At 67.3% G+C, this 15,407-nt stretch carries 15 protein-coding genes and 1 tRNA gene; 7 read left to right on the top strand and 9 right to left on the bottom strand.

Annotated features, from left to right (window positions below; genetic code table 11):
* Nucleotides 1-2 precede the first annotated feature (2 nt).
* Nucleotides 3-221 (top strand): hypothetical protein, encoded by a 219-nt coding sequence (locus tag WKW79_RS30625; protein WP_340339013.1) that lies wholly within the window; start codon nt 3-5, stop codon nt 219-221.
* Between the two features lie 72 nt (nt 222-293).
* On the opposite strand, the gene WKW79_RS30620 is transcribed toward WKW79_RS30625, so the two are convergent.
* The 4 genes from WKW79_RS30620 to WKW79_RS30605 form a co-directional block, all read right to left on the bottom strand.
* The gene (locus WKW79_RS30620; protein WP_340339084.1) at nt 294-785 is read right to left on the bottom strand and encodes a nucleotidyltransferase family protein; all 492 of its coding nucleotides are present in this window, start codon (nt 783-785) and stop codon (nt 294-296) included.
* 77 nt (nt 786-862) lie between these two features.
* Nucleotides 863-1,381 (bottom strand): TPM domain-containing protein, encoded by a 519-nt coding sequence (locus WKW79_RS30615; protein ID WP_340339012.1) that lies wholly within the window; start codon nt 1,379-1,381, stop codon nt 863-865.
* 2 nt (nt 1,382-1,383) lie between these two features.
* Nucleotides 1,384-2,313, bottom strand: a complete 930-nt coding sequence (locus WKW79_RS30610) for a TPM domain-containing protein (protein ID WP_340339011.1) — start codon at nt 2,311-2,313, stop codon at nt 1,384-1,386.
* Between the two features lie 36 nt (nt 2,314-2,349).
* Nucleotides 2,350-2,937, bottom strand: a complete 588-nt coding sequence (locus WKW79_RS30605) for a LemA family protein (RefSeq protein ID WP_340339010.1) — start codon at nt 2,935-2,937, stop codon at nt 2,350-2,352.
* Nucleotides 2,938-2,985: 48 nt separating this feature from the next.
* On the opposite strand from WKW79_RS30605, the gene WKW79_RS30600 reads away from it, so the two are divergent.
* Nucleotides 2,986-3,750 carry a hypothetical protein gene (locus WKW79_RS30600; RefSeq protein WP_340339009.1) on the top strand — a complete coding sequence of 255 codons (765 nt, stop codon included), beginning with the start codon at nt 2,986-2,988 and terminating at the stop codon, nt 3,748-3,750.
* 107 nt (nt 3,751-3,857) lie between these two features.
* Here WKW79_RS30600 and WKW79_RS30595 read toward each other — a convergent pair whose 3' ends face one another.
* Entirely contained in the window at nt 3,858-4,490 is a 633-nt protein-coding gene (locus WKW79_RS30595) for a methyltransferase family protein (protein WP_340339008.1), read from the bottom strand.
* A 166-nt stretch (nt 4,491-4,656) separates the two neighbouring features.
* On the opposite strand from WKW79_RS30595, the gene WKW79_RS30590 reads away from it, so the two are divergent.
* From WKW79_RS30590 to WKW79_RS30580, 3 genes are read left to right on the top strand one after another with little or no spacing between them, the layout of a single operon-like run.
* A complete protein-coding gene (locus WKW79_RS30590) occupies nt 4,657-5,106 on the top strand; it encodes a YybH family protein (protein WP_340339007.1) in 450 nt (149 codons plus the stop codon).
* Complete coding sequence (locus WKW79_RS30585) at nt 5,106-6,089, top strand: YheT family hydrolase (protein ID WP_340339006.1); 984 nt, start codon at nt 5,106-5,108, stop codon at nt 6,087-6,089. The genes WKW79_RS30590 and WKW79_RS30585 overlap by 1 nt, the downstream gene beginning before the upstream one ends.
* 25 nt (nt 6,090-6,114) lie before the next feature.
* Nucleotides 6,115-6,654, top strand: coding sequence for a DUF2946 family protein (locus tag WKW79_RS30580; protein ID WP_340339005.1), 540 nt, complete (start codon nt 6,115-6,117; stop codon nt 6,652-6,654).
* A gap of 152 nt (nt 6,655-6,806) precedes the next feature.
* Here WKW79_RS30580 and WKW79_RS30575 read toward each other — a convergent pair whose 3' ends face one another.
* The 4 genes from WKW79_RS30575 to WKW79_RS30560 all read right to left on the bottom strand — a co-directional run bounded on the left by WKW79_RS30575 (nt 6,807) and on the right by WKW79_RS30560 (nt 13,578).
* A complete protein-coding gene (locus tag WKW79_RS30575) occupies nt 6,807-7,520 on the bottom strand; it encodes a c-type cytochrome (protein ID WP_340339004.1) in 714 nt (237 codons plus the stop codon).
* A gap of 110 nt (nt 7,521-7,630) precedes the next feature.
* Complete coding sequence (locus tag WKW79_RS30570; RefSeq protein WP_340339003.1) at nt 7,631-9,028, bottom strand: efflux transporter outer membrane subunit; 1,398 nt, start codon at nt 9,026-9,028, stop codon at nt 7,631-7,633.
* 28 nt (nt 9,029-9,056) lie between these two features.
* A complete protein-coding gene (locus WKW79_RS30565) occupies nt 9,057-12,218 on the bottom strand; it encodes an efflux RND transporter permease subunit (protein ID WP_340339002.1) in 3,162 nt (1,053 codons plus the stop codon).
* A gap of 13 nt (nt 12,219-12,231) precedes the next feature.
* On the bottom strand, nt 12,232-13,578 hold the full coding sequence (locus WKW79_RS30560) for an efflux RND transporter periplasmic adaptor subunit (RefSeq protein ID WP_340339001.1): 1,347 nt from the start codon (nt 13,576-13,578) through the stop codon (nt 12,232-12,234).
* Between the two features lie 184 nt (nt 13,579-13,762).
* On the opposite strand from WKW79_RS30560, the gene WKW79_RS30555 reads away from it, so the two are divergent.
* Nucleotides 13,763-14,440, top strand: coding sequence for a TetR family transcriptional regulator (locus WKW79_RS30555; RefSeq protein ID WP_340339000.1), 678 nt, complete (start codon nt 13,763-13,765; stop codon nt 14,438-14,440).
* A gap of 42 nt (nt 14,441-14,482) precedes the next feature.
* Nucleotides 14,483-14,557 (top strand) — tRNA-Arg (locus WKW79_RS30550).
* Nucleotides 14,558-15,407: the final 850 nt, after the last annotated feature.

Here is a 15,407-nt window from a genome sequence, read left to right as displayed (position 1 = left end):
CCATGACCGCCAAGGCCACCGCCTCCGCGGACGGCTGCCAGCCGCGCGCGAGTGCCAAGCACAGCAAGTTCAAGCGTGCCGCGCCGAAGTGCACATCGCAGATGGCAGCGCAGCGCTCCACCGGAGGCGACACGAAGTCGGCAGCGGCCAAAGTTTCGAATGCCAGCGAGCGCGTGGCAGTTGCCGCCGCGCTGACGAAGGGGCCAGGGAAGAATCAGTGAGCAGGCGCCGCCTTCGATGACGGCATCTGCAGGTGTCCGGATGTCGCGCTGTCGAGAACGCGCCCGGCTACTTCACGTCAGCCGCAATCCGGGCCAGCGCGCCGCATAGTCCGCCGCCTTGCGCAGGTAAAGCGCCCGGTGGTTGCACAGCGCATTGGGCGCCAGCATGCCGTCGTAGATCGCGTCAAGCCCGTGCGGCGCATACAGCGTCGGCCCGTCCAGTCCAGGCTGCAATGCCACGCAGGTGCCGGCCACCAGGAAGCGATCGATGCCGTCGCGGGCAGAGGCCAGCACCGGATAGTCATGCCCGAACCAATCGGCGTACCAGGTGTGGACACGCGCCTGGTTCTTCGCCTCGACCACGATGCCACGGTCCTCGAACAGGGCTTGCACGCGCATGCCCACGGCTTGCTCCGCGGCTTCCGACAGGTCACTGCCATCGAAATAGAACAGGTCGTAGTCGCGGATGCCATCCGTCGGCGCGCGGCCGGCGCGCAGGTTCCACACGGTCTGGAACAGGCAGCCCGCGACCAGCCATGCATCGGGCAGCGCGAGCGCCGGCATGCGCTCCAGGATGACGCGGTTGTGATCGTTGCGCAGCACTTCCTCGATGAAGCGTGCCGCTTGTCCCGGCGGCGCCTTCACAGGATCACGGGCGCGTCGGGCAGTTCGTTGCGGGCGGCTGCGTCCGGCGCACTCGGGAAGTGTTCGACGAGCAGGGCCGACACTTCCTCCAGCGCCTGCGTCAGTCCATCCTCGAAGCGGCCTTCCCGGAACGCCGCACCCATGCGCCTGGTCATCGCGGCCCATTCGGCATCGTCGACATGCGCATCGATGCCGCGGTCGGCCACGATCTCGATCGCGTGCTCGGCCAGCAGCAGGTAGACCAGCACGCCGTTGTTGTGCTCGGTGTCCCACACGCGCAGCTTGCCGAACAGCATGATCGCGCGCTGCCGCGCCGGCGCATCGCGCCACAGGTAGGACATCGGCAGGCCGGCCTCGACGCAGATGCGGATCTCGCCCGTGTGCCGATGCTCGCTGGCCGCGACGCGGCGCGTGAGGCGCTCCAGCATGTCCTGCGGCAGCACGCGCCGCACCTGCGCCTCGTCGAGCCAGCGATGGCGCCAGATACGCCCGAGCCTGGAGAAGAAATCGGCCATGCCTACCAGTCCCCCGAGGCGCCGCCGCCGCCAAAGTCGCCACCCCCGCCGGAGCTGAATCCGCCGCCCGACGAGCCGCCGCCAAATCCGCCGCCACCACCTCCGAACCCGCCGCCAAAGCCTCCACCGAGGCCGCCGCCAAAGCCGCCGCGCCGCCCACCGCCCAATGAAGGCAAGCCGATCGCACCCGACATCAGCGTGAACACCAGCGCCACGATGCCCGCGATCACCGCCAGCACGATGCTCGACGTGATCACCATCGCGACCACGCCCGCACCCACGCCGGTGGCCAGCGGCCCCAGCTTGCTGCCGAGGATCGAGCGCGCCACGCGCCCGACCACCAGCACGCCGAAGAAGAGGAAGATGCCCAGCTCACCCCAGTCCATGTCGCCGACATGAAAGCCGCCGTCGCTCTGGCCGCTGCCCGCGACCGTCGGCTCGGGCAGGGCCTCGCCATTGATGCGCGCGATGAGTTGGTCGGTCGCCGCGCTGAGCCCGCCCGCGAAATCGTTGTTGCGGAAACGCGGCTTCATCTCGTTGTCGATGATGCGCGCCGCGGCCAGGTCCGGCACCGCGCCTTCGAGCGCCTTGGCCACCTCGATGCGCATCTTGCGGTCGTCCTTGGCCACGATCACCAGCACACCGTCGCCGACATCCTTGCGGCCGATCTTCCAGGTGCTGGCCACGCGGTACGCATAGCTCGCGATGTCCTCGGGCGCGGTGGTCGCGACCATCAGCACGACGATCTGCGAGCCCTTCTTCTGCTCGAAGCCGGCGAGCTTGGCTTCGAGCACCTGGCGTTGCGTGGCATCGAGCGTGTTGGTCTGGTCGATCACGCGCGCCGTGAGCGCGGGCACCGGCTGGACGTTCTGCGCGAACGCCGTGCCGAGCGCAAGCATCCACAAGAAGAGGGCGGCCAGGACGCGTTTCATCGGTGCCGCCGTCAAACGTTCACGACCGGACCGTGACTACTTCTTTTCAAAGTCGACTTTGGGCGGCTTCGAAATCTCGGCCTCGTTCTCGACCGAGAAGCTCGGCTTCGGCGGATAACCAAAGATCTTCGCCGTGATGTTGGTCGGGAAGCTGCGTGCCAGCACGTTGTACTGCTGCACCGTCTTGATGTAGTTGTTGCGGGCCACGGTGATGCGGTTCTCGGTGCCTTCCAGCGTCACGCGCAGGTCGCGGAAGGCCTGGTTGGCCTGCAATTGCGGGTACTTCTCCGCCACCACCATGAGCCGCGACAACGCGCCCGACAGTTCGCCCTGCGCCTGCTGGAATTTGTTGAAGGCCTCGGGGTTGTTCAGCGTCTCGGGCGTGACCTGGATCGACGTGGCCTTGGCCCGCGCCTCGACCACCTTGGTCAGCGTGTCCTGCTCGAAGTTGGCCTCGCCCTTCACGCTGGCCACGATGTTGGGGACCAGGTCCGCGCGGCGCTGGTACTGGTTCAGCACCTCGCTCCAGGCCGACTTGCTGCTCTCGTCGAGCGTCTGGAAATCGTTGTAGCCGCAGCCCGTCAACGACAGGGCCACCATGATCATGAACAGCCAGCGTTTCATCGTTCGTTCCTTCCTGCAAGACAAGGCGGCGACGGTAGCATAGATGCCATGGTGGTCGATACTTTTGAAGCGCTCAAGGCCGCAGGGCGCGAGGTGCCTTCACCCGCGCGTACGGCCACCCCGACCTTGCTGCTGGCCGGCGCCACGGGGGCACTGGGCAATGAACTGCTCAACCGCATGGCCGGGTCGCAGCGCCATGCGCGGCTCCTGCTGCTCGCGAAGGAGCCGATCACCGACGGCCTGCGCGGTGTCGAGTCCTTGCAGGTGCCCGCCGTGCCGATCGCGCAATGGCCCCTGTGCGCGGCCGATGTGGCGCTGGTGTCTTTCGATCCGCCCCGGCTCTTTCACGACCGCGAACGCGCGCTGTGGACGCCCGCGCCTTCCGACCTGCCCGAGCTGGCGCGCTGGCTCAAGGCCTGCGGCGTGAAGACCATCGCCGTCGTGCAGCCGCATGCGCAGGGCCGCATGCCCGAGGCCCTCAAGCGCGGATTGGCCGGCCTCGACGAGCATGCCGTGGTCGCGCTGGGTTTCGAGCGCGTGCTGCTCGTGCGTTCGGCACAGAAGCCGGCGGCCGAGCGCTTCGGGAATCCGGCCGAGCGGCTGGCCGCCTGGATGCTCTCGATCTTTCGCTACATGGTGCCCAGCAGCGAGCAGCCGGTGCGCGCCAGCAAGGTCGCGGCCTTCGTCGAGCGCGCCTTGCAGTCGGCGCCGACGGGCGTGCATGTGGCATCGCCGGATGTCGTGTGGCGTGCGTCGCAGGGCGGCCTCGACGAGGTGGTGGACAACTGGCTGCACGGCGCACCGACAGGATGAGTCGTTTCGACGGTGACCGATTCGGGGGCACCCGCGGAACCGGCTTTGCCGGGCCGGCGGGTGCGCCCCCTTGAGGGGGAGCGCCGCAGGCGCATTCGGGGGTGGGCCTATATCAGATCGAAGAGCTCCGGCAGCACGTCGATCGAATGCGCATGGCGAATGCCTTCGATCACCGCCGTCATCAACGGAAACCAGATCGAATCGCGCGCGTTGCGCAGGTAGGCGCGCACATTGACGGTCCATTCGGCCGGCGTGCGGTACAGCGCAACCTGGGGAAAAAAGGCCGGCGTGCTGCGCGCGTACACCGCGTACTCCGGAAAGCGCTCCTGCATCCCTTGCTCCTCGGCCCTGATGACCGCCGGGTACAGGATCGCGAAAGCCGCCACCAGCACGGTCAACACGAGCAGGGACCCCGTGAGCGCGCCCAGCCCCACCATGCCGATGAAGTTGCAGACATAGAGCGGATGCCGCGACATCGAATACGGCCCATCCTTCACCAGCACCGTGCCCTTGCGACCGGAGATGTAGAGGGCGCACCAGAGCCGTCCCACCAGCGCAAGGCTCACGAAGGCAATCGCCACCAGCACCATCGCGTTCATCAGCCACGGCGGCGGCGCTGCCGACTCCGTCAGCAGCAGCACCATCAGGATGCCGCCCAGCACCACCCGCCAGATGGCAATGCGGCGGCGGACCAGGAAGGGCGCGGGCGCGGGCCCGGCAAGGGTGGTCTGGGTGAACATTGCAATCCCCTGGAGTGGTCCGGCAAGATCGGCTCAAGGCGTCGGGCTGTCAAGACTTGACATTTCTTGCACGTCACGCTTATTTGTTGAACAAGCGTGAATTGACGCCCGCAAAGTGCCGCTTGCGGCCGGGCCGATTTGCACCGGGCAAGGCAAAATCGAGCCCATGCCCAAGACCCCTCATCGAGCCGCTGCGCTAGGCGGCACCGCCGACGACATCGAGGCCGCCTTCTACGAATCGCTGCAGCGCGGCGACGTCGAGGCGCTGATGGCCTGCTGGTCCGACGAGGACGAGGTGTTCTGCGTGCATCCCGGCGGCCCGCGCCTGGTGGGGCCGGTCGCCATCCGCGCGGCCTTCGAGCAGATGTTCGGCAACGGCGCGATCCATGCCACGCCGGCGCATGTGCGCAAGGTCGAATCCCTGGCCAGCGCGGTGCACAACGTGCTCGAGCGCATCGAGGTGCTCACGCCCGACGGCCCGCGCCATGCCTACGTGTTGGCCACCAACGTTTATCACAAGACCGCCGAGGGCTGGCGCATGGTCGCGCACCATGCCAGCCCCGGCACCGCCCGCGAACCCGAAGACGCGAGCGAAGTCCCCCAGACCCTTCATTGATGCAAAGCTACGCAGCGCCACGCTGGTTGCCCGGCGGCAACCTCCAAACCATCTGGGCAGCCCTCTACGGCCGCCGCACCGAAGGCCCCGCGCCGACGTATCGGCGTGAACGCTGGCCCACGCCCGACGGCGACTTCATCGACGTCGACTTCCTCGACCAGGGCCCGCCTGTGCCGGGGCAGCCGCTGCTGGTGCTGTTCCACGGGCTCGAAGGCTCGTCGCGCAGCCACTATGCGGAGGCCTTTGCGGCCTTCGCGGCGGCACGCGGCATGGCCTTCGCGGTGCCGCACTTTCGGGGGTGCAGCGGCGAGCTGAACCTGGGGCCGCGCGCGTATCACTCGGGCGATTTCGAGGAGATCGGATGGATCCTCGAACGCCTGCGCGCGAAGCACGATGCTGCGGGCGGAGGCGAGATGTTTTCTGCGGGCGTGTCGCTCGGCGGCAATGCGTTGCTGCGCTGGGCGGAAGAGGCCGGCAACACGGCCAGCCGCATCGTGCGGGCGGTGGCTGCCGTGTCCTCGCCGATCGACTTGGCCGCGGGTGGCCGCGCCATCGGCCGAGGCTTCAACAAGCTGGTCTACACGCGCATGTTCCTGTCGACCATGAAGCCCAAGGCACTGGCCAAGCTGACGCAGCATCCGGGTTTGTTCGACCGCGAGGCGCTTGTCGCGGCGCGCGACCTCTACACCTTCGACAACGTCTTCACCGCGCCGCTGCACGGCTTCAAGGACACCGAGGACTACTGGCGCCGCGGGTCGGCGAAGCCGCACCTGGCCACGATCCGCATTCCCGCGTTGGTCGTCAACGCCACCAACGATCCCTTCGTGCCGGCGGACAGCCTGCCGCGGCCGGGGGAGGTGGGCAGGAACGTCACGCTCTGGCAGCCGGCGCAAGGCGGGCACGTCGGCTTTCCGCGCGGGCTGCCGCCAGGGCATGTGCAGACGATGCCGCAGGCGGTAGGGGAGTGGTTGCGCACGCAGTAGCCGCCCATGCGCGCAAAATGCCGCCATGGATGACATCGTCAAGCAAGCCCTGGCCAAATGGCCCAACGTGCCGCATTGCTACGGCTGGCTCGGCCTGGACGCGCGTGGCAATTGGTATCTGCGCGACGACCGCGCGCAGGCGGCGGGGCCGTTCGTGGAGTCCCGGGGCTCGTTGCTGGAGCATGCCAAGCTGATCGACTTCATCCAGCGCAATTACGAGCACGACGAGGCCGGCCAATGGTTCTTCCAGAACGGGCCGCAGCGCGTGTATGTGGAGTTGGAAGCGGCGCCGCTGGTGTGGCGCATTGCCGAAGGTGACTTCGCAGTCACGGCGCACACCGGCGCGGCTGCCGAACCGACGGCGTGCCTCATGGACGAGACAGGAAAGCTCTACCTGGTCGCGGAGGCCGGGCTGGGCCTGGTCCACACGCAGGATGTGGGCGTGGCGGCAGATGCCATCGAGCAAGGGCGCTGGCAGCCCGAGGACGTGCTGGCCGCCGATCTGCCCGCGCGCTTCGGGCATGTGATGAGTCCTGCTGCGATGCATTCCGCGCAGAAGTCGTAGCCCTTTACCGCCGTCCGTTCGGGCCGGTCGATGCCGACGCGGCATGGCCTCGGTTTGCGCCCGCTCAACAACGCCGTCACGCGCGACTTCCAGAGTGGCAAAGAAAAAGCCGACCTCACGGGTCGGCTTGGACTTGGAGCGGGGGTTGTCGCTTATTTGGCGGGAGCCGGTGCAGCAGCAGGCGCTTCGGCTGCGGGCGCAGCAGGAGCAGCGGGTGCCGGCGCAGCAGCGGCTGGCGCCGGTGCAGCTTCAGCCGCAGCAGCCACAGGCGCCGCAGCCGCAGCCGGGGCCGCACCATCCGCCGCAGGCGTGGCACCCGCGGCCGGCCGGTCCGGCACCGGGAACTTGGCGCCACCCGAATTGGCCAGGTAGACCACCGCGCGACCGATTTCCAGGTCTTCGAAGTCGCCGCCGCCCTGGGCAGGCATCACGCCCTTGCCCTTGAGCGCATGCTCGAGCAGCGTCGCGTAGCCTTGGCCGATGCGCGGACCCCAGGCGGCCGCGTCGCCAAAGTGCGGTGCCGTCGGGAGGCCTGGCGCGGCGTGGCAGGCCGCGCATTGCGTCTTGAACACGACCTCGCCCTGCGCCAGCTCGCGGTTGGCATCGCGGATCTCGATGCTGCCGACGCGCTTGAGACGCTCGGCCACTTCCTTGTCGCGCGCTTCCTTGGTCACGCCGTACAAGTCCAGTTCGGTCTTGGCCGCGCCGGCGGGCTGGGTGCCCGACACCACGTAGGCCACGAGTGCAAAGATGATCCCGATCGGTACGACGAACGAGAAGAAAACCGCCAGCAGCAGCTGCTTGGGATTCTTGATGGGGCCGGTGTGGGCTTCTTCTGTGGCCTGGTAGTGCGGGTCTGCGCTCATTGGCGTCCTCAAAATCGGGGGCTTCTCGGGGGGCGTCTGCAAATCAACCGGCGATTATAGGGAGGGCTGTTGCATGCCCCGACCGACGGAACAAAGCTTCTTGCCGAGATTCATCCCTTCCAGCCCCCGCCCAGCGCCTTGTAGAGCGTGACCTGGTTCTGCAATTGCTGCAGGCGCGCCTGAACCGCAGCCTGTTGCGCGACGAACAGCGAGCGTTGCGCGTCCAGCAGGTCGAGCGAACTCGCGATGCCGTTCTTCCAGCGCAAGGTGTTGAGCTTCAGCCGCTCGTTCTCCGCCACGGTGGACGCACGCAACGCACGCACCTGCTCGCCCAGCGTCTGCCGGCCGGCGAGCGCGTCGCCCACTTCGCGGAAGGCGCTCTGGATCGATTTCTCGTACTGCGCCACGGCGATCTCGCGGCTGGCGCGGGCCGAGTCGAGGTTGGCCTGGTTGCGGCCCGCGTCGAAGATCGGCAGGGTGATCTGCGGCGAGAACACCCAGGCCTTGGTGCCGCTGTCGAACAGGTTGGAGAACTGCGTGCTCTGCGTGCCGATCGAGGTGGTCAGCGCCACGCGCGGGAAGAAGGCCGCGCGCGCCGCGCCGATGTTGGCATTCGTCGCGATCAGCTGCTGCTCGGCCGAACGGATGTCGGGCCGGTCGGTGAGCAGGTCGGAGGGCAGTCCGGCCGGCACGTCGGCCATGGGCCTGGCGTCTTCGAGGCTCTTGATGCCGACCATCGACTCGGCCGGCACCGGCGCGCCGAGCAGCAAGGCGAGCGCGTTCTCGTCCTGGATGCGCAGGCGCTGCAGCGCGGCCAGGGCCGCACGCGCGTTTTCGGCGAGGGAGGTGGACGACTGGTAGTCGATGTCGGAAGACACGCCGTTGTCGAAGCGCATCTTCGTCAGCCGTTGCGTGTCCTCGCGCGTGGCCAGCGTCTGGCGCGTGATCTCCAGCAACTCCTCGTCGGCCAGCAGTTGCAGCCAGCCATTGGCCACTGCGGCGATCAGGCTGATCTGCGCCGCATTGCGCGCCTCTTCCGTCGCGAGGTACTGGGCCAGCGCCGCGTCCTTCAGGCTGGTGATGCGGCCGAAGAAGTCGAGCTCCCAAGCCGTGATGCCGAGGTTGACCGAGTACTGCGAGGCCACGCTGCCGCCCAGGCCCAGCGCCTGGTAGGGATTGGGGCTGGACCGCGTGCCGCTGGCGGATGCGTTCAGGGTGGGGAACAGCGCCGAACGCGTCACCTGGAACTGCGCGCGCGCCTGCTCGATGTTCTGCACCGAGATGCGCAGGTCGCGGTTGTTGGCCAGCGCGGTATCGATGAGCTTGGCCAGGCGCGGGTCGGTGAAGAAGTCCTGCCAGGCCACGGTCGATGCGGCCGGGCCGCCGGGCTGCGACGGGTCGCCGGGGAACACGTTCGGCACGGGCGCGGCGGGGCGCTCGTATTTGGGCGCCATCGAGCAACCGCTGACGAACAGCGCCGCCGCCAGCGCGAGGGGGAGGATTTTCATGCTGCGTGAAGACATGGCTTGCTCGCGATCAGTCATGGGCTTCTGCCTGGATGCCCGCGGCCTGCGCATGGCGCAAGTCCGCTTCATGCTGGCGCTTGCTGCCCTTGAACAGCGTGCGCACCACGACGAAGAACACCGGAACGAAGAGCACCGCAAGCGAGGTGCCGGTCACCATGCCGCCCAGCACGCCGGTGCCGATGGCGCGCTGGCTGGCCGAGCCCGCGCCCGATGCCAGCACCAGCGGCAACACGCCCAGGCCAAAGGCCAGCGAGGTCATGACGATCGGCCGGAACCGCAAATGCGCCGCGGCCAATGCCGACTCGATGACACCCTTGCCGGAAGCCTGCAGGTCCTTCGCGAACTCGATGATCAGGATCGCGTTCTTCGCCGACAGGCCAATGATCGTGATCAGCCCCACCTGGAAGTACACGTCGTTCGAATACGCCCGCAGCATGGTCGCCAGCAGCACGCCCAGCACGCCCAGCGGCACCACCAGGATCACCGCCAGCGGAATGGTCCAGCTCTCGTACAGCGCGGCCAGGCTCAGGAACACCGCCAGGATCGAGAAGCCGTAGAGGATGATGGCCTGCGAGCCCGCGAGCTTTTCTTCGCGTGACTGGCCGGTCCATTCGAAGCCGAAGCCGGAGGGCAGTTGCGAGGCCAGCTTTTCCATCTCCGCCATCGCCGCGCCCGAGCTGTAGCCCGTTGCGGCCGAGCCGGAGATGCGGATCGCCGGATAGCCGTTGTAGCGCACCGTCTGCTGCGCGCCGTTGACCCAGCGCGTGCTCGCGAAGGCGCTCAGCGGCACCGGCTGGCCGTCCTTGTTGCTGGCGTTGAGCTTGAGCAGGTCGCCCGGCTGCATGCGCGCCGGCGCATCGGCCTGCACCACCACGCGCTGCAGGCGGCCGCGGTTCGGGAAGTCGTTGATGTAGGCCGAGCCGAGCGCGGTCGACAGCGTCGTGTTGATCGCATCGAAGGTCACGCCCAGCGCATTGGCCTTGTCGCGGTCGATGTCGATCTGCAGTTGCGGCGCGTCTTCCAGGCCGTCCGGCCGCACCTGCGACAGCAGCTTGCTCTGGCTGGCCATGCCGAGCAACTGGTTGCGCGCGTTGACGAGCGCCTCATGGCCCATGCCGCCGCGGTCCTGCAGACGGAAGGTGAAGCCGCTGGCGGTGCCCAGTTCAGGAATGGGCGGAGGCGAAAGCGGATAGATGAACGCATCGCGCACACCCAGCAGCGCGCCGAACGCACGCCCGGCCAGTGCCTCGGCCGAATGGCTCGGATCGTGGCGTTGCTCCCAGTCCTTCAGCGTCACGAAGGCGAGGCCCGCGTTCTGCCCCTGGCCCGAGAAGCTGAAGCCCAGCACGCCGACCATGCTCTGCACTTCCGGCTGCTTGAGGATGAAGTCTTCCACCTGCTTCATCACCGACAGCGTGCGCTCCTGCGTGGCGCCCGGCGGCAGTTGCACGTTGACGATGATGTTGCCCTGGTCTTCCTGCGGCAGGAAGGAGGTGGGCAGGCTGCGGAACACATACACCACCGCGCCGATGATGGCCAGGTAGATGATCAGGTAGCGCGCCGCGCGCCGGAGGATGCGCGCGACCAGGCTTTCATAACCCTTGGCCGTGCTGCTGAAGCCGCGGTTGAACCAGCCGAAGAAGCCCGTCTTCTCATGGTGATGCCCGGCCTCGACCGGCTTCAGCAAGGTCGCGCACAGCGCCGGCGTGAGCGACAGGGCCATCATGGCCGAGAAGGCGATGGACGCCACCATCACCGCCGAGAACTGCCGGTAGATGTTGCCGGTGGAGCCCGAGAAAAATGCCAGCGGCACGAACACCGAGATCAGCACCACCGTCACGCCGATGATGGCGCCGGAGATCTGCTTCATCGCCTTGCGCGTGGCCTCGAGCGGCGGCAGGCCTTCCTCGCTCATGATGCGCTCGACGTTCTCCACCACCACGATCGCATCGTCCACCACGATGCCGATCACCAGCACCATGCCGAACATGGTCAGCACGTTGATCGAAAAGCCCAGCGCGAACAGCACGGCGAAGGTCCCGAGCAGCGCGATCGGCACCACGATGGTCGGGATGATCGTGTAGCGCCAGTTCTGCAGGAACAGGAACATCACGAGGAACACCAGCGCGACGGCTTCCAGCAGCGTCTTCACCACTTCGGTGATGGAGATGCTGACGAAGCGCGAGCTGTCGTACGGAATGATCCACTTCACGCCCTGCGGGAAGTACTTGGACAGCTCGTCCATCTTGGTGCGGATGGCCTTGGCCGCGGCCAGCGCGTTGCCGCTCGGCGCCAGCTGCACGCCGATGCCCACGGCCGGCTGGCCGTTCAGCCGCGCCGCGGTCGAATAGGCCTGGCCGCCCAGCTCGATGCGGGCCACGTCCTTCAGGCGCACGGCCGAGCCGTCGGTGTTGGCGCGCAGCACGATGTTGCCGAACTGCTCCACCGACGAGAGCTGGCCGTTGACCACCACCGTCGCCGCGATGCTCTGGCCCGCAACGTTCGGCAGGTCGCCGATGGTGCCCGAGGACACCTGCGCGTTCTGCGCGCGGATGGCCGCGTTGACGTCGCCCGCCGACAGGTTCAGGCCCTGCAGCTTGGCCGGATCGATCCAGATGCGCATGGCCCGCTCGGTGCCGAACAACTGGGCCTGGCCGATGCCGGGCAGGCGCTGCAGTTCCGGCACCACGTTGCGCGACGCATAGTCGCCCAGCGCGGTGGTGTCGATGGCCGGGTTGTCGGAGGCCAGGATGGTGAAGAGCAGGAAGTTGCTGCGCGACTTGTCGACCCGCACGCCCTGCTGCGTCACGGCCGCCGGCAGGCGCGGCGTGGCGCGCGAGAGGCGGTTCTGCACGTCCACCTGGGCGAGGTCGGGATTGGTGCCGGTCTCGAAGCTGATGGTGATGGTGCCGGTGCCATCGGCCTGCGCCACCGACTCCATGTAGATCAGCCCGGGCGAGCCGTTCATCTCGCGCTCGATGACGGACAGCACGCTGTCTTCCAGCGTCTGCGCGGAGGCGCCGGGATAGGCCGCGCTGACGACGATGGCGGGCGGCGCCACCGGTGGGTATTGCGAGATCGGCAACTGCGTGATGGCCACGCTGCCCATCACGATGATGAACAGCGCGATCACCCACGCAAAGATCGGGCGCTCGATGAAGAACTTGGCCATGCGGGCGCGCTCCTTACTGCTTGGCGGCCGCGGCCGGTTCGGACGGCGCGGCGGCGGGGGCAGCGGCGGGCGCGGATGCGGCGGCAGCAGCAGGGGCGGGTGCGGCGGCAGGGGCGCTGGCCGGGGCCGGCGCGGCAGCCGGTGCCGCGGGCTTCCACGGCACCGCCTTCACCGGCGTGCCGGGCGGCATCATCTGCAGCTTCTGGAAGCCATCCACCATCACCTGTTCGCCGGCCTTCAGGCCGTCGAGCACCACCCACTGGTTGTCGCGCGCGGTGTCGATCTTGACGTTGCGCTTGCTGATCTTGCCCTCGGCATCGACCACCGACACCGTGTCGCCCTGCTGGGTGCGCGTGACGGCCTGCTGCGGGATCGTGATCGCGTTGCTGATCTGCGCCTGCTCGATGCGCACCCGCACATAGAGGCCCGGCAGCAGTTCGTTCTTCGGGTTGGGCACTTCGGCCCGCAGCGTGACCTGGCCGCTGGTCGAGTCCACCGTGAGGTCGGTGAACAGCAGCTTGCCGGGCTGCGCGTATTCGGTGCCGTCTTCCAGCACGATGCGCACGCTGGCGGCGTTGTCACCCGCGGCGCGCTTGAACTGGCCGTCCTGCAAGGCGCGGCGCAGCTTCAGCGTGTCGGTGGCCGACTGGGTGAAGTTGACGTAGAGCGGATTGATCTGCTGGATCACTGCGAGCTGCGTCACGTCGTTGCCCTGGCCGACCAGCGCGCCTTCGGTCACCAGCGCGCGGCCGATGCGGCCGGAGATGGGCGCCGTGACTGAGGCATAGCCGAGGTTGATCTTGGCGTTGACCAGGGCGGCGCGGGCCACGGCCACGTCGGCCTCGGTCGACTTGGCGGATGCCACGGCCGTGGCGTATTCTTGCTTGCTCACCGCATTGGCCTCGACCAGCGGCTTGTAGCGCCCGGCCAGTTCCTTGGCCTGCGCGGCATTGGCCTCGGCCCGGGCCAGCGCGGCGGCGGCGCTCTGCGCGGCGGCGGCATACGGAGCCGGGTCGATCTTGAACAGCGGCTGGCCGGCTTTCACGTCACTGCCTTCGCGGAACAGGCGCTCCTGCAGGATGCCGGCGGCGCGGGCCCGCACCTGCGCGATGCGCGAGGCCTCGAGCCGGCCCGGAAGCTCGGTCACCAGGCCGACCTCGCCCGGCGTGGCGATCACCACGCCCACTTCCGGCGCCGGCGGCTTGCCGCCACCACCTCCGCCCGGCGTACCACCGCCTGCTGCTGCGGGCGCTTCGCTCTTGCCGCACGCGGCCAGCGTCAACAGCGCCACCGTGGCGGCAGCGGCCGCGACAGCGCGCACCGAAAACGACAAACGTTGAGTGACATGCGATGCAGGCATGCGATTCCTTCCAGTGAGCAGGGCAGCGGGGAGTGAGAGAGGGGACCGGGCAGTCTACAGAGCCAAGCAAAAACCATGGCAAAGGCCCGCCCGGGCAAGTCCGCTAGTTTACATACGGCGGTGAATGTATATTTGAATGGCCCCGGCCTCGCCGGAAATCCCCACACACTCCCCAGGAAGAACATTGGCCCGCCGTACCAAGGAAGAAGCACTCGCCACCCGCCACCGCCTGCTGGACGCGGCCGAGTTGCTGTTCCAGCAGCAAGGGGTGTCGAACACCTCGCTGCAGCAGATCGCCGAGCGGGCGGGTGCGACGCGCGGGGCGATCTACTGGCACTTCAAGGACAAGGCCGACCTGTTCCACGCCATGATGGAACGCGTGACCCTGCCGCTGGAGGCCGACGCCCGCATCGAGGACCATCCGGACGAAAACCCGCTCGACGTCATCGAGCGCGGCATGCTCGGCGCGCTGCGCCAGGTGACCACCGACCCGCAGGTGCGCCGCGTGTTCGAGGTGGCCACGCAGAAGGTCGAGTACGCGGGCGAAACCGCGTCGCTGCATCGGCGCCACCTGGAAAGCGCCAACGCCTGCGTGGCGGACTTCGAGAAGGCGCTGCGCCTGGCGGCGCGCCGTGCCCGCATCAAGCTGACCGTGCCCGCGCCGATGGCGGCGCAGGGGCTGCACGCGCTGATCGCCGGGCTGATCCAGAGCTGGCTGCTCGACCCCGAGGCCTTCGCGCTGGTGCCGGCCGGGCGGCGCAACTTCAACGCGTTCCTGGCGGGCCTGGGCTTCGACCGGCCGGGCATGCGCACCGAAACCACACCCAAGTTGGTGGCAGCCGCCGCGAACGACCCGCAATAGGCGATAATCCGAGGCTCCGGCCCAACCGGAGCACAACCCTCTCTCGCTGTATTTCAACGGATAGAATTCGGCCCTCCGAAGGCTGAGATCCAGGTTCGATTCCTGGCGGCGGGACCAAATTCAAAGGCTGGAAGCTTACACAAGCTTCCAGCCTTTTTCATTTGGCTCTGTCAAGGCGCGATGAAGAGTCCCATCGTCGCTGCGAGTTCGTTGCAGTTCCCCGCGCACTTTGGAGAGGGCAATGCGCCGAGCGGCCTGGACGACCATCTCGTGATGGACAAGTTGGCAGGCAAAAGACATGACGACCCGCAAGCGGTTTGCTCGCTGTCCGACTTCCCCCTTGTGAATATTCACACAGCCCGAGTGTGCAGGAAGTCGCAGTGAGTACAAAAGCTGCCAAATTTCACAGCACAATTAGCAACAAACGTCATCTCAACGACGGCTCTTCTTTGCGAGGCTTGGTTGCATGGACTAGGGCTCGCTGTTCGATCTTTAGATCAAATTGACGACAACGAGACTGGTGAGTGGGGCAAAGTTAAGCAATGGCATCTGTCGGCGATTTTGTTGAGATTCAATGCGAGCCCTACGAGACATGGGGCTTGGGTAAGTTGATGGAACTTTCTGGTGGCGAAGCCACCGTGAGGTACTTCGATTCGCCGGGGGGGCAGGGACACGAGGCGATCAAGTGCCCGACTACTCAGGTCAGAGGGGTGCTTGTACCGGCGCAGACACGAGTCTATCGACGGCACGCAGCAGGTGGACGCTGGCAGGCCGGGCGGGCGCTGCATTCTGAGGGCAACAGCGTGCTCGTGCAGTTCCCGAACGGGGATGCGCTCGATTGCAGCGTTGCAGACTTAGAACTTATCCGTAAATAGGTAAACTGTCGATCCGAGCCGCATTGGGCGCGGCGATGGATCGAGATCTTGGCGAAACGTGTTGAGTCGTGGGTGGTGACCGATGAGTTCTG

This window comes from Variovorax robiniae, assembly GCF_037889955.1.
Taxonomy (GTDB): Bacteria; Pseudomonadota; Gammaproteobacteria; order Burkholderiales; family Burkholderiaceae_C; genus Variovorax; species Variovorax robiniae.
Note: the sequence above shows the minus strand (reverse complement) of the source record. Positions and strands in the feature narration are given on the sequence as shown.